The following is a 13,397-nucleotide window of genomic DNA, read 5'->3' on the forward strand; positions in this document are numbered from 1 at the left end:
GGCGAAGCGCCTGCCTAGACCGACAAGGAATTCGCCAGCCTCACGAAGTCCGCAACCTCGATCTGCTCCGCACGCGCATCCGGCCGCACGCCGGCGGCTTCGATCGCGGCGGCATCGCACTGCTGCGACAGCGCATTGCGCAGCGTCTTGCGGCGCTGGCCGAAGGCATCGCGTACCACCTCGGCGAATCTCGCGTGGTCGCGGACGCCAATCGTGGCCGGATCGCGCGGCACCATCCGGACCACGGCGGAATCGACCTTCGGCGGCGGACGAAACGCCCCCGGCGGCACGTTGAACAGCGGGGTCACGTTGCAGTACGCCTGCAGCATCACGCTCAGGCGGCCATAGACCTTGCTGCCCGGGCCTGCGGCCATGCGATCGACCACTTCCTTCTGCAGCATGAAGTGCATGTCGCGGATCGCTGGCGCATGGTCGAGTGCATGGAACAGGATCGGCGTTGAAAGGTTGTAGGGCAGGTTGCCGACCAGGCGGATGGGACCGCCGTTGTGCGACAGCGCGGTGAAGTCGACCGCCAGCACGTCGCGATGGATCACCTCGAGCGTGCCGTGGGCACGCGCCGCTTCGGTCAGGGGGAAGATCAGGTCGCGGTCGAACTCGATGACAGTGAGTTCACCGTGCCTGTCGAGCAGCGGGAAAGTGATTGCGCCCTGGCCGGGGCCGATCTCCACCAGGCGGTCGCCCGGTTGCGGGTCCACGGCCTGCACGATCTTGCTGATGATCCCGCGCTCATGCAGGAAGTGCTGGCCAAGGTGTTTCTTGGCAGGCTCGGTGAAAGCGGCGGGTCGGGTCATGCAGGGATTATCGCCGTTGTTTGCCTTGGCCAGCCGCCGGCGCGGCATCGTTAGCGTCTTCGCGTGACGTTCACTGGGGGCCGGCGCTGGGTCGGGTCATTCCGGGATTATCGCCGTTGTTTGCCTTGGCCAGCCGCCGCCGCGGCATCGTTAGCGTTTTTGCGTGACGTTCACTGGGGGGCGGCGCGGCGCGAGCGCAGGGCGGCGATGCGCGCACAGGTGTGGGCGGCGGCGATCAGGCTGGAAGGGTCGGCGAGGCCACGGCCGGCCAGGTCGAGCGCCGTGCCGTGGTCGACGGCCACGCGTGGATAGGGCAGGCCCAGGGTCAGGTTCACCGCGTGTTCGAAACCGCTGTACTTGAGCACGGGCAATCCCTGGTCGTGGTACATCGCGACCACGGCATCGAACCCGTGCAGTTTCGACGGCAGGAACGCGGTATCGGCCGGCAGCGGACCCACGAGCTGCATGCCCTCGCCGCGCAGCGCGGCGAGCACGGGCTCGATGATCTCGATTTCCTCGCCACCCAGGTGGCCCGCTTCGCCCGCGTGCGGGTTGAGGCCAAGCACGGCGATGACGGGATCGATGATGCCGAAATCCCTACGCAGAGCCGCGTGGGTAATGCGCAGCGTGCGCTCCACCGCCTGCGGCGTGACGGCGTCGGGCACGGCACGCAGTGGCAGGTGGGTGGTGACGAGCGCGACACGGACGATGTCGTTGGCCAGCATCATCACCACATCGCGCCCCGCCTGCCGGGCGAGCAGTTCGGTCGTGCCGGTGTAGGCGATGCCGCCTTCGTTGATCGCGGCCTTGTGCACCGGTCCGGTGACCAGGCCATCGAAGTCGCCCCGCAGGCAGCCCTCCGCTGCCAGTCGCAGCGCGCCGATCACGGCCGCGGCGTTGCCTGGGTCGGGGGTGCCGAAGGCGGGGACAGTCGCATTGGCGACCTCGACCACTGCGAGTTCGCCTGCCACGCCCTCCGTATGTCCGGGGGCGACGAGGGCGATGGGAAGCGACAGCGCGTCTGCCGCGGCACGCAGGCTGCGTGGATCGGCGAAGACGATCAACTCGTAGTCGCGCGGCAGCTGGGCAAGCCGCACGCATAGCTCCGGCCCGACGCCAGCCGGTTCACCCGGGACCAGCGCGAGCCGGATGGGACGCATGCTCAGCCTTTCGGCGGCTTGGCCGGCTTGGTGCCCTTGGCCGGGGCCGGGGCCGGTTCGTCAGCCGGCAGGCCGTTGCGCATGTCAAGGAAGTAGGCTTCCCCGCGCATTTCCTGCAGGGCGCGGTTCCACTCGTCCTCGAGCTTGCGGCGGCCGATGGTGTCGCTGACCTGCGCGCGGCGGTTCTGTTCGGCGGTATCGGTCTGGCGGGTCGCGATCCGCTGGACGATATGCCAGCCGGCGTCGGAGGTGAACGGTGCGGACACCTGGCCGTCGCTCAACGATGACACCTGCACGCCGAACTCGGTGCCGAACTGCTCCGGCACGAACCAGCCCAGATCGCCACCCTTGGCCTGCGTGCTGAGGTCCTGGGACTCCTCGCGCGCTACCTGGGCGAAGTCCGCGCCGCCCTTGAGGCGCGCCGCGATGGTGTCGATCTTGGCCTTCGCTGCGGCCTGGGACGTGGTGTCGTCGGTGCGGATCAGGATGTGGCGTGCATGCACCTGCGTGATCATGTTGGCGCTGGCAGCCTGGCCTGCGTCGCGCACTTCCACCAGCTTGAGCAACTGGAAGCCGCTGGCGCCGCGCAACGGGGCGCTGACGTCACCGGGTTTCATGTTCTTGATGAGCGAGGCGAATGCGGCCGGGATCTCGTCCATCGAACGCCAGCCGAGGTCGCCGCCTTCCAGTGCGTTGGGACTGTTGGAGTAACGCACCGCAGCGGCGGAAAAATCCATCTCGCCCCGGTCGAGCAGGCCCTGGACGCCTTCGATCTTGCTCTTCGCTGTGCTGATCTGCTCGGGCGTCGCGCCCTCGGGCAGGGCGACGAGGATGTGGGCAAGGTGGTACTGGGCGCCGGCGTTCTTCTGCGCGGCCAGGGCGGCCTCGATTTCGGCCTCGCTTACGGAAATGCGGCTCTGCGCGAATCGCTGGCGCAGGCGCTGCACGATCAGCTCGTCTCGGATGGAGTTGCGGAAATCCTCGAAGGTTCCGCCATCCGCCACGGCCTGCTGGCGCAACTGGTCCATGCTCAGCTTGTTCTGCTGCGCGATGCCGGCGATGGCGCTGTCGACTTCCTGGTCGGTGACGCGCACGCCGGTCTGTTCGGCGCGGGCGAGCTGCAGCTTCATCAATACCAGGCGCTCGAGCACCTGCCGCTCGAGCACATCACGCGGCGGCAGCTGGTTCTCGCGGCCGGCGTACTGGCGGTTGATGTTGTTGATGGCGCGATCGAGCTCACTGCGCAGGACCACGTCCTCGTCGACCACGGCGGCAATGCGATCGAGGGGCTGGGAGGCGGTCGCCTGCTGCTGGGCGAAGGCGGAAGTGCCGGTCAGGACGACGGCTGCGAGAAGGCACGCAAACAGTTTCTTCATGGAATGGGGTCTGGAACCTGGTCGCTGTCGGTGCTGTTCACCGACGAGGGCGGGACGAGATAGAGGTCGTCGCGGTCGTATCCGAGGATAGCACGGCGCATGATACGCCTCGTGTCCTGGCCGGCGGAGCCCAGGCCCTTGAGTTCGAACTCCACCTGCAGGCTGTTGTTCAGGTCGCCGGTGCGGTTGCGCAGATAGCGACGGGAGAGCACGCGCACGGCCAGGCAGCAGCTGTCCCACTGCACGCCGAAGAGTTGCTCCAGCGTCTTCTTGTCCAGCAGCGAGTAGTAGTAACGGCCCGCCACGCTCCAGTTCTGGCTGACCGGGTACAGGAACGAGAAGTCGGCCTGCTCTACCAGATCGGCACGCGTGATCGTGTCGCGGCGGTAGCGGTAGCCGATGTTGACGATGCCCCTGTCGCCGATCAGGTAGCGCGCCCGCAGGCTGGCCAGGTTGCCGCCGTTGTACTTCGGGTCCCCCTGGTAGGCGGCGGAGATGTTCCAGCGGTCACTGGGCGCGATGGTGGCTTCCGCCACCCAGGCGGACTTACCTTGCTGCACCGCCGGCTCGCCGGGCATGACGACCCGGGAGGGATCGAAGTACTTGATCTGGCCGAGGCTCACCGACAGCCGCTCGCGACCGTCGTCCTCACCGATCAGGCGGGTGGTGATGGCGGCGGTGAGCTGGTTCGCATCGGACTGGCGGTCCGCGCCGCCGTAGCGGTTGTCGCGGAACAGCTGGCCCCAACTGAAGGTCAGCGGCGAGGTGTCGAAGATCGGCAGCTCGCTCTGGTCCTCGAACGGCACGTGCAGGTAGAAGAGGCGTGGTTCCAGCGTGTGCAGGTAGCGATCGCCGCGGATGGTGGTCTCGCGATCGAAGAAAAGGCCAGCGTCGACGCTGGTGATGGGTACGTTGCGCGTCGGCTTGTCGTCGCGGAATTGCTCGGTCAGTTGCGCGATCAGTTCCGGCGTGGGGGTCAGGCCGTAGCGCGATATGAATTCGTCGGCGCGCTCGGCGGGGGTGCCGTCCAACTGGTAACCGGTGTAGCGCCACGCCAGCTTGGGGCGCAGGAACCAGCTGTTGCCCTGCAGCGGGAAGCTGACATAAGGCTTGAAGTCGAAGCGGCTGCCGCCCGGAATATTGGTATCGGGTCCGACCAGGGTCACATCGTCGTGCTCGAAGCGGACGATTTCGGAATCCACGCCTGCCTCGAACCAGTCACCAAAGGGTTGCGCCCAGTGCGCGTAGCCGCGCGGGAGGCGGTCGAAGGGCAGGCTGCGTTCGGTGAGCGTGTAGTCGGCCAACTGGTGGCGATCGACCATCGCGCCGGCGTCCCACCAGCGACCGCGGCCGTAGACGCCGGCGGTGCTGGTCACGAAGGACGACGAAATTCCATAAAGACTGTTGCTGAAGTCCTCGAAATAGTGGGTGTCGCTGACCCACCCGAGGTCGGCGCGGGCAAACCAGTAGTCCCCGAGGCGATGGACGGCGTTGAACGCGAAATTGCCGCGGTCGTCTTCCGGAAGGGTCGCGCCGGGGATCGGGTTGCCGTTGACGTCGTTGAGGTACCGGTCCGGTTCGTCGTCGGGCAGGTTGTCGTGGTACATGTAATTGCCCGACAGCCGGCCGCTGCCCTGCGGATACAACCAGCGGAATTCGCCGCCAAGCACGACGCCGCGCTTGCTCATGTAACGCGGGTTGAGCGTGGCATCGTAGTTCGGCGCGAGGTTCAGGTAGATCGGCTGGCGCCAGTCGAAGCCATTGCGGCCGGAAAACGCGATCGAGGGGTACAACAGGCCGGTGCGGCGGCGCTCATCGACCGGGAACATCAGCCACGGTACGTGCAGCACTGGCACCTTGCCGATGCGCAGGGTCGCATTGTGCGCAACGCCCATGCCTTCTTCGGTATTGATGTCGATGCGCCGGGCGCGCAGCTCCCACACGCGCTGCGCGGGCTCGCAGGTCGAATAGGTGGACCCGATCAGCGAACCGTCCGCGCCGTGCATCTCGATGGCCTCGGCGCCGCCGTTGCCACGGCGACGGGTCAGCTGGTACTGCACGTCCTCGATCCGGTGCGTGTCCTTATCCTGGTTGCCGGTGGCGCGCTCGGCGACCACGCGCATGCCCGAATCCTGATAGCGCACGCTGCCTTCGGCGGCGTAATCGCCGGTCTCGCGATTGAACGTCAGCCTGTCGGTGTGCAGGGTCTGGTCGCCGTGGCTGAGCGAGACATTGCCCTGGATCAGCGTGCTCGTGTTCTCGATGTCCTGGAGCTGGTCGCCTTCGATGTCGGTGGGCTGCTGCGCGCGCGTTTCCGACGACCCCTTGGGCGGCTCGTCGAAGCCGGGCAGGGCATCGACCACCGGGCACAGACCCCAGTTCTCATCCCGCTCCCTGGCTTGGGTGGGCAGCGCCAGCGCGATGCAGAGAGACAACGGGAGCAGGCGAAAGCTCGGGCGCACGCGGGCATCCAGGTCCTATACAAACGGCCGCTAGCTTGCCCCATCCCTTGCATACGGGCAATGCAGACGCCCCGTGGGCGGCATCGACGTTCATTCCCGGGAAGCGGAGGGAGTGATCTGTCCCGCGCGTTCGAGCAAGGAGGATGACGGCAAGTGGAGCCATCGGATGCAGATGCGTGTTGCGCATTTCACCCGTGGCGAGTGATCACAATGCCGCGGGCTGGCGTACAGCTGCGCAGAAGCAAAAGCGGCGGATCGTTGCCGATCCGCCGCCAGGGTGAAAGCACCGGGATCGGGTAGTCCGCTTACTTCGGCGCCGCGGTCGTCTTGGTGGTGGTGGTGCCGGCGTCATCCGGCTCTTCGCCCCGGGTGGACGGTTTGCCGGTACCCGCGAACAGCGTCGGATCATCGAACTCGATATCGATCCATGGGCGTTCGCTCAGGCCGATCGCACGATCGAGCATGGTCGGCAGCATGCCGGTGGGCAGCGAGCTTTCGCTGTTCCACAGGATCGCGATGCCCAGGTCCCGATCGGGAAGCATCGCCACCACGCCGCGGTAGCCCTGCACGGCCCCGCCGTGGAAGACCAGGTTGTTGCCGGCGTAGTTGTAGACGCGCCAACCCAGGGCATAGCTAGCCGAACTCAGGCGTTCGCGCCGCCAGGACGATCCACGCAGTTCGCTGGGCGTGGCCACCAGTGGCTGGTGCAGGGTGGCCAGCAGCGGCGCGGACAGTACGTCCGCGCGATGGCCGGTGTGTGCCAGCAACCATTGCGCCATGTCGGACGCGCTGGCGTTGACCCCCGCGGCCGGGGACACGTGGTAGTAGCTCGGCTTCGGCGTCAGCGACAGCCAGCCACCGCGGGTGCGGACATGCGGGCGGGCCCAGTTGGGGCTGGCGAGAATCCCCTCCAGGCCCACGCTGGCGTCGTTCATGCCGAGGGGGCGGAGAATGCGGTTCTGCACGGCCTGGCCATACGGCACGCCGGTGGCGCCCTGGATGACGTCACCGATCAGGCTGAAGGCGATGTTCTGGTAGCCGTAGCAGGTACCGGGTGCGCATTCCATCGGCGCATAGGCAAGCTTCTGGGTCAGCGTCGCGTAGTCGACGTTGGCTTCCAGGTCACGGTCATAGGCGTTGTGGCGCAGGCCGACGCGGTGGCTCAGCAGGTCGGCGACCGTGATCTTCTGCGCGGCCGACGGATCGGCCAGGCGGAAGTTCGGGTCGTATTGGGTCAGGCGGGTATCCCAGCGCAGGGTGCCGTCATTGACCAGCAGGCCGGTGAGGGTGCCCGCGAAAGCCTTGGATAACGAGGCCAGGCGGAAAACGGTGTGGGCGTCGACCGGCAGCGGCGCGCGCGTGTCGGTGATGCCGTATCCGCGGGCACTGAGGACCTGGCCGTTGTGGACGATGGCCATCGCCAGTCCAGGCACGCGCTGGTTGGCGACGAGCTGCTCCGCCATGGCCTCGAACTGGGCGACGTTGAAATCCGAACCCAGGGGGCGAACGTTCTGTACGGCGGCGCGATCGATATAACCGGAGCGCGAGGCCGGCGCCGACGAGGCGGCACGGCCTTCCCACCGCAGCGGCGTCTGGGCGGCAGATCCCAGGGCCTGGGTCATCAGGCACGAGAGGATCAATCCGGCTTGCCACATCCTGCGGGACCGGCGGCTGGATGGTTCTTTCATCGCTCGCAGCGCCTGCGTATGCTGTAAATCGCGCCGGATCATAACTCCAAAACAGCTCCAAAATTCAAGGGATGGGGGCAACAAACATGTTCAGCTTGCTGATTTTGTTGGCTTTGGTGATCGTGTTCGCGTTCTGGGTGGTGGGCATCTACAACGGCCTGATCACGGCGCGGAATGGATTCAAGAACGCCTTCGCCCAGATCGACGTGCAGCTCCAGCGCCGGTTCGACCTCATCCCCAACCTGGTGGAAACCGCCAAGGGATACTTAAGACACGAACGAGAGACCCTGGAAGCGGTCATCGCCGCCCGCGGCGCCGCCATCTCCGGCCTGGCCGCCGCCAAGGCCAGCCCCGGCGACCCCGCCGCGATGGGGCAGTTGGCCGCGACCCAGGAACAGCTCAACGGCGCGCTCGGCCGCCTGCTGGCCGTGGCCGAGGCGTATCCGGACCTCAAGGCCAACCAGAACATGATGCAGCTCACCGAGGAGCTGACCTCCACTGAAAACAAGGTCGCGTTCGCCCGGCAGGCCTTCAACGACAGCGTCATGGGCTACAACAACCGGCGCGAGGTGTTCCCCTCGAGTGTCATTGCCGGCATGTTCAATTTCGCGCCCGCGGCGCTGCTGGAGATCCCGGCCGGACAGCAGGCCGAGGTGAGGGCGGCGCCGAAGGTCCAGTTCTGAGCCGGGGATTCCCGATCCGTCGGCAGGGGCGCCGTGCCCATTGCCGCGACTCCTGATCACGGGTGGGACCCTGCCGGCGCGAGATGAACTTCTTCGAACACCAGGCCGCGGCGCGGCGCAACGCATCATGGCTGGTACTGCTGTTCGCGCTGGCCGTGGCCGGGATAGTGACAGCGGTGGATCTCGCCGTGTGGCTGGTGTTCGCCAGCGCGGATCCCCTGCCGGGTGAAAACGGCGCGATGCTGGTCTTCACCTCGCTGCTGACGCTGGGGGTCATCGGCCTTGGATCGCTCTATCGCATCGCGACGCTGCGCGGTGGCGGCGAATCCGTGGCGCTGCAGATGGGCGGCGTGGCGGTACCCGAGCACAGCAGCGACTTCCACCTGCGCCGCCTGCGCAATGTCGTCGAGGAGATCGCGATCGCCTCGGGCGTGCCGATGCCCAAGCTCTACGTGCTGGAGCACGAAGCCGCGATCAACGCCTTCGCCGCGGGTTATGCGCCGTCCGATGCGGTGGTGGCGGTGACGCGCGGCGCCCTGGAGCGCCTCAACCGCGACGAATTGCAGGGCGTGATCGCGCATGAGTTCAGCCACGTCCTCAACGGCGATATGCGCCTGAACATCCGCCTGATGGGAGTGCTGTTCGGCATCCTCATGCTCGCGATCATCGGCCGCAAGGTGCTCGAACTGGGACGGGGGCGCGACAAGAGCGCCGGCGCGATCCTCGTCGCAGCGCTGATCGCGATGATCGTCGGCTACATCGGCCTGTTCTTCGGCCGCCTGATCAAGGCCGGGGTGAGCCGCTCGCGCGAACGCCTCGCCGATGCATCCGCGGTGCAGTTCACGCGGCAGACAAGCGGCCTGGCGGGCGCACTGAAAAAAATTGGCGGAATCGACGAAGGCAGCAAGCTCAGCCATCGCGGCGATGCCGAGGAAATCAGCCACATGCTCTTCGGCGATGGCGTGGGCCTGCGCAGCTGGTTCGCCACGCATCCGCCACTGCTCGAGCGCATCCGGGTGTTGGAACCCGGCTTCACCAGCGACCAGCTCGCGCGGCTGCGCCTGCAATGGCACGCATTGCCACCCAACGGCCTGGACGAGGACGTGCAGTTGGGTTTCGCCGGTGACCGCGCCGTGCCGTCATTGCCCGCGTCGGCAACGGAGCAGGCGGTGACGCCTGCGGGCGTCGTGGCGCAGGTGGCGCAACCTGGCGCGGACGATTACCGCGCTGCGGACGTGATTGCCGCGCATCTTCCCGAGGAGCTGCGTGCGCTGGCGGGGCAGCGCGACAGGGTGGTTCCGTTGCTGCTCGCATTGCTGCTCGACACGCAGCCCGCCGTGGCGGACAAGCAGAGCGACGAGATCGCCGCGCGCATGGGCAAGACCATAGCCGTGGAGGCACGCACGCTACAGCAGGACGCGGTGGCATCGCTGCATGCGGTGCTGCGCTTGCCGCTGGCCTCGCTGGCATTTCCGGTGCTGCGCCGGCGGCCGCGACCGGAACTCGACGTGTTCCTGGATACCGTCAATGCGATGGTCTATGCCGATGGCAATGTCTCCCTGTTCGAGTATTGCCTGGCGCGGCTCCTCACCGTGCACGTGCGCGAGTCCCTGGACCCGTCCCGCTACGCGCGCTTCGGCCGTCGCAAACTGAGCGGCGTGCACCGCGAGGTCACCACGCTCCTGACCGTGGTGGCGCAATGCGGCAACACCGATGCGGAAAGCGCCCGCCAGGCTTTCCTGGCCGGCATGCTGCGCGTGCTTCCCGACCAGCCCTTGCCCTACGTGCCACGCACCGATGGCGTGCTGGCGCTTGATGACGTGTGGGTGCCGCTGGATGCGCTGGAGCCGTTCGCGAAGGAGGCGCTGGTCGAAGGGATCACCGCCACCATCAGCCACGACGGACGCATCGATATCGCCGAAGCCGAACTCCTGCGCACGATCTGCAGCGTATTGCATTGCCCGCTGCCGCCGTTGTTGGGCCAGCCATGAGCCGGCGGGCGGCAGGGTCGGGCTTCAGGCCATCCGTCCGCTGATCAGGTCCGCGGCGCGCTCGGCGATCATCATGGTCGGGGCATTGGTGTTGCCGCCGATCAGCGTCGGCATCACCGACGCATCGATCACCCGCAGACCCTCGACGCCGCGCACGCGCAATTGCGGGTCGACGACGGACGCGTCGTCGCTGCCCATGCGGCAGGTGCCGACGGGGTGGTAGACGGTTTCGGCCTTGGCGCGGATGAATTCGACGAGCTCTGCATCCGACAGGTCGTTGCGCGCGGGATGGATCGGCGCGCCCCGGTACGCATCGAACGCCTTCTGTGCGAACACGTCGCGGGTGATCTTCGCGCACTCGACCATCATCTTCAGGTCGAAGCCTTCCGCGTCGCTCAGGTAATTGGCCTCGATCCGCGCCTTGTCGCCGGCATTGGCGCTGGCCAGCAGGATGCGGCCGCGGCTGCGCGGCCGCAGGAAACAGGCATGCGCGGTATAGCCATCGCCAGCGAGGCGGTGGCGGCCGTGGTCGTCGAGCATCGCCGGAACGAAATGGAACTGGATGTCGGCGCGATCGTCCGGTGCGAATCGCGAACGCACGAAGGCGCCGGCTTCGGCGATATTGCTGCTGCCAGGGCCGCTGTGGCCGCGCAGGTAGTAGTCGAAGGCGATCTTCGCGTCGCTGACGCGGTCGTAGGTCACGCGCTGGGTCGAATGCTGCAGCGTGCAGATATCGAGGTGGTCCTGCAGGTTTTCGCCCACTTGCGGCGCGTCGAATACGACATCGATGCCGTGCCGGCGCAGGTGATGGGCTGGACCGATGCCGGACAGCATCAACAGCTGGGGTGAATTGATCGCCCCACCGCTCAGCAGCACTTCGCGCGTGGCGACCTGGTGGAACGCCTTGCCGCCGGCCGAATAGGTGACACCGTTCGCGCGCTGCGCGCCTGTCGAAGCCGGGTCGAACGTGATGCGGCTGGCCTGGGCGCCGGTGACGACGGTGAGGTTGTGGCGTTCGCGTATCGGATGCAGGTAGGCCACGGCCGCCGAGCAGCGTGCGCCATCCTTCTGCGTCACCTGGTAGAGGCCGAACCCCTGTTGGTGCGGGCCGTTGAAGTCGCGGTTGCGCGCGTAACCCGCTTGCTGGCCGGCTTCGATGAAGGCCTGCGACAGCGGGTTGGTGTATCGCAGGTCGGAAACGTACAAAGGACCCTGGTCGCCGTGCAGGGCATCGCCACCGCGCTCGTTGTGTTCGCTGCGCTTGAAGAACGGCAATACCTGTTTCCAGCCCCAGCCCGTTGCTCCCTGCGCGACCCAGTCGTCGTAGTCGCCGGGAACGCCGCGGATGTAGCACATCGCATTGATCGAGCTGGAGCCGCCGAGCACCTTGCCGCGTGGCCACCACATGGGCCGGTTGTTGAGCTGCGGCTCGGGAGCGGTGTCGTAATTCCAGTTCACGCCCTTCTTGCCGACCAGCTTGGCCAGTCCGGCGGGCATGTGGATGAAGGGATGCCAGTCGCGCGGGCCCGCTTCCAACAGCAGGACTTTGCAGGCAGGGTCCTCGGAAAGCCGGTTTGCCAACACGCAACCGGCAGAGCCGGCGCCGATGATGATGTAGTCGTACAACGTGCTGATCCCGGTTGCGTTACCACTTGATGACCGCGCCGACGCTATTCCCCGAGCCTAGAGCATTTGCTCTGGCAAGGGGCGGGCTGCCGGATGTGCAGGCGGATCGCGTTGGCGCGCTGTAGCGGGAGGGGCGGGCTTGGGCTACCGTGGCGCCAGTTTTCGCGGAGCGGTTGCATGGCGACCATCGACGCCGCCGGTAACGCCGGGCGGCGCATCCACACGGGGGAATGGCGCGCGGTCGCGCTGTCTTTCGTCTATTTCTTCTGCGTGCTGACCGCCTACTACGTGATGCGGCCGGTGCGCGAGCAGTTGTCAGCCGCAGTGGGATCGACGCAGCTGCCATGGTTCTACGCGGGGACCTTCTTCGCGACCCTGGCGCTGGCGCCGGTATTCGGCGCCCTGGTGTCGCGATACCCGCGACGAATCGTCGTGCCGGTGGTGTACCTGTTCTTCATCGCGTGCCTGATCGGCTTCATTCCGCTGTTTACCCACCAGGGATTGCTCAGTCCGCGCGCCCTCGGCACCGCGTTCTTCGTCTGGGTAAGCGTGTTCAACCTGTTCGTGGTGTCGGTGTTCTGGAGCTTCATGGCCGACATCTGGAGCGAAGAGCAATCGCGCCGTCTGTTTCCCATCATCGCCGTCGCGGGCACGGCCGGTGCGATCACCGGACCGCTGCTGACGAAGTCGCTGGTCGACGTGATCGGGGTCGCGCCGCTGCTGGCAGTATCGGCGACGCTGCTGGCGGCCGCGGTGGTCTGCGCGATATTGCTGGGGCAATGGGCCCGCGTGCATGGCGCCCGGCGCCACGATGCCTCCCACGAAACCGCCATCGGCGGCGGCATGCTCGACGGACTCAAGCAGGTCTTCACGCAGCCGTTCATGCGCAGCATGGCGTTCCTGCTGCTGCTCGCGGACGGCATCGGCACGGTCAACTACGCGCTCGTGTCCGACTACTCGGGAGCGACCTTCAGCGATGCGGTCGCGCGCACGCGCTTCGCCGCCAACGTGGACCTGACGGCGAACATCCTGACCGTGGTGCTGCAGTTGCTGGTCACCCGCTGGTTGCTGCCGCGCAAGGGCCCGGGCGTGCTCATCACCCTTTGGGCCGGTATCAGCGTGATCGCGCTGTGCCTGGTGATCTTCTCGCCCGATCCGCATGCGCCGATCGTCGGCGGATTCCCGGCGGTGGCCCTCGCGCTCATCATCAGCCGCGGCCTCGCCTACGGCATGGCCGAGCCCGCGCGCCACAGCCTGTTTACCCGCGTGCCGCGCAACGAGCGCTACAAGGGGCAGAACACCGTCGATACCGCCGTGTGGCGGTTTGGCGACATGGCCATCGCACTGGGGATGAATGGCCTGCGTTCGCTCGGTGTCGCTGCTGGCGGGTTCGCCACGTTGAGTGCGCTGGCGGCGTTCACCGCGGCTGCGATTGGCGTGCGGCTGTCGCGGCAGGCGATGTTTGGCGGGCGGGACTCGCGGGCGCCAGCGCGCACTTGAGTGCCGGCGTATTTGAGTGCCAGTGCACTTGAGTACCGGTGCCCCGGCCCCGGCCTGGGTTACGCTGCGGCTTCGCAACAGTGCCGCTTTCCATCGAAG

9 protein-coding genes are annotated in these 13,397 nt (G+C 66.9%); 3 read left to right on the top strand and 6 right to left on the bottom strand.

What is annotated here, in order from left to right:
• Nucleotides 1–14: 14 nt before the first annotated feature.
• From rsmA to ACYVGE_RS01695, 5 genes are all read right to left on the bottom strand, one after another.
• Nucleotides 15–812 carry a 16S rRNA (adenine(1518)-N(6)/adenine(1519)-N(6))-dimethyltransferase RsmA gene (gene rsmA, locus ACYVGE_RS01675; RefSeq protein ID WP_460726474.1) on the bottom strand — a complete coding sequence of 266 codons (798 nt, stop codon included), beginning with the start codon at nt 810–812 and terminating at the stop codon, nt 15–17.
• A gap of 170 nt (nt 813–982) precedes the next feature.
• A complete protein-coding gene (pdxA, locus tag ACYVGE_RS01680) occupies nt 983–1,972 on the bottom strand; it encodes a 4-hydroxythreonine-4-phosphate dehydrogenase PdxA (RefSeq protein WP_460726476.1) in 990 nt (329 codons plus the stop codon).
• Nucleotides 1,973–1,974: 2 nt separating this feature from the next.
• Nucleotides 1,975–3,348 (bottom strand): peptidylprolyl isomerase, encoded by a 1,374-nt coding sequence (locus ACYVGE_RS01685; RefSeq protein WP_460726478.1) that lies wholly within the window; start codon nt 3,346–3,348, stop codon nt 1,975–1,977.
• A complete protein-coding gene (lptD, locus tag ACYVGE_RS01690; RefSeq protein WP_460726480.1) occupies nt 3,345–5,810 on the bottom strand; it encodes an LPS assembly protein LptD in 2,466 nt (821 codons plus the stop codon). The genes ACYVGE_RS01685 and lptD overlap by 4 nt, the downstream gene beginning before the upstream one ends.
• 305 nt (nt 5,811–6,115) lie before the next feature.
• A complete protein-coding gene (locus ACYVGE_RS01695) occupies nt 6,116–7,498 on the bottom strand; it encodes a serine hydrolase domain-containing protein (RefSeq protein WP_460726482.1) in 1,383 nt (460 codons plus the stop codon).
• Nucleotides 7,499–7,584: 86 nt separating this feature from the next.
• On the opposite strand from ACYVGE_RS01695, the gene ACYVGE_RS01700 reads away from it, so the two are divergent.
• Both ACYVGE_RS01700 and ACYVGE_RS01705 read left to right on the top strand, forming a co-directional pair.
• Complete coding sequence (locus tag ACYVGE_RS01700) at nt 7,585–8,181, top strand: LemA family protein (RefSeq protein WP_460726484.1); 597 nt, start codon at nt 7,585–7,587, stop codon at nt 8,179–8,181.
• An 83-nt stretch (nt 8,182–8,264) separates the two neighbouring features.
• The gene (locus ACYVGE_RS01705) at nt 8,265–10,172 is read left to right on the top strand and encodes a M48 family metallopeptidase (RefSeq protein ID WP_460726486.1); all 1,908 of its coding nucleotides are present in this window, start codon (nt 8,265–8,267) and stop codon (nt 10,170–10,172) included.
• A gap of 24 nt (nt 10,173–10,196) precedes the next feature.
• Here ACYVGE_RS01705 and ACYVGE_RS01710 read toward each other — a convergent pair whose 3' ends face one another.
• Nucleotides 10,197–11,798 carry a GMC family oxidoreductase gene (locus tag ACYVGE_RS01710; RefSeq protein ID WP_460726488.1) on the bottom strand — a complete coding sequence of 534 codons (1,602 nt, stop codon included), beginning with the start codon at nt 11,796–11,798 and terminating at the stop codon, nt 10,197–10,199.
• 177 nt (nt 11,799–11,975) lie between these two features.
• On the opposite strand from ACYVGE_RS01710, the gene ACYVGE_RS01715 reads away from it, so the two are divergent.
• Nucleotides 11,976–13,298 (top strand): NTP/NDP exchange transporter, encoded by a 1,323-nt coding sequence (locus ACYVGE_RS01715; RefSeq protein ID WP_460726490.1) that lies wholly within the window; start codon nt 11,976–11,978, stop codon nt 13,296–13,298.
• Nucleotides 13,299–13,397: the final 99 nt, after the last annotated feature.

The sequence above is a fragment of the Lysobacter rhizosphaerae genome, assembly GCF_054779795.1.

Excerpts from the sequence above, each read along its gene's own strand:
- rsmA (WP_460726474.1), bottom strand. The coding sequence starts at position 812 with ATGACCCGACCCGCCGCTTTCACCGAGCCTGCCAAGAAACACCTTGGC.
- pdxA (WP_460726476.1), bottom strand. The coding sequence starts at position 1,972 with ATGCGTCCCATCCGGCTCGCGCTGGTCCCGGGTGAACCGGCTGGCGTC.
- ACYVGE_RS01685 (WP_460726478.1), bottom strand. The coding sequence starts at position 3,348 with ATGAAGAAACTGTTTGCGTGCCTTCTCGCAGCCGTCGTCCTGACCGGC.
- ACYVGE_RS01695 (WP_460726482.1), bottom strand. The coding sequence starts at position 7,498 with ATGAAAGAACCATCCAGCCGCCGGTCCCGCAGGATGTGGCAAGCCGGA.
- ACYVGE_RS01700 (WP_460726484.1), top strand. The coding sequence starts at position 7,585 with ATGTTCAGCTTGCTGATTTTGTTGGCTTTGGTGATCGTGTTCGCGTTC.
- ACYVGE_RS01705 (WP_460726486.1), top strand. The coding sequence starts at position 8,265 with ATGAACTTCTTCGAACACCAGGCCGCGGCGCGGCGCAACGCATCATGG.
- ACYVGE_RS01715 (WP_460726490.1), top strand. The coding sequence starts at position 11,976 with ATGGCGACCATCGACGCCGCCGGTAACGCCGGGCGGCGCATCCACACG.